The 573-nt window shown below is 61.1% G+C and carries 1 protein-coding gene; it reads right to left on the bottom strand.

All coding sequences use genetic code 11. The annotated features are described in order from the left end of the window. The coding region (locus tag ACP7A4_RS23175) for a phage portal protein (protein ID WP_426248528.1) at nt 1-573 on the bottom strand (573 nt) is incomplete at both ends.

The following is a 573-nucleotide window of genomic DNA, read 5'->3' on the forward strand; positions in this document are numbered from 1 at the left end:
ACCTTGAAAGCAACCGAAGGCAGCAGACCGTTTTTGAACGTGCTGTTCGCGGCATCATCCGCCGACATCGCGGAGCCGAAGACATTGGCACCGTAGCGAATGGCCGACATGCCGACCCGTCCATCGAGGGAAAAGGCCGGGATATGCAGCATGTCCTGGCGTGCAATCTCTCGCCGTGGCCCTTTGCGCGGGGTGTACCAGTATTGCAGGCGGCCATCGTCGTCGAGTTCCAGTTTGACCCGACTGGGCAGCAGAAAGTCCAGAGCGATCACCCGCCCGCGCGCCCGGTGAATCTCGCAGTAGGCATTGCCCTGCAACAGCATTGAGGCCACGACCGCCTGCCAGAACTGGAACGCCGTCATGTCTTCATTGGGGCTGTTATGAATTACGTCGTACAGCGCGAAGTCCCGTGCATCCACGCGCCCGCCGTCCGCCTCGCGCTTGAAAACCCCTAGCGGCAGACCTGCCACTGAGGTGGAGATGATCCGCACACATGCCCATACGGCGGACAGGTGCATGGCGCTGTCGATGGTGACGGTTTTGCCGGAGCTTGAGGTGTTGCCGAGTACGTTG

Source organism: Pseudomonas sp. TWR3-1-1 (assembly GCF_049896545.1).
In the GTDB taxonomy this organism is placed as follows: Bacteria; Pseudomonadota; Gammaproteobacteria; order Pseudomonadales; family Pseudomonadaceae; genus Aquipseudomonas; species Aquipseudomonas weihenstephanensis.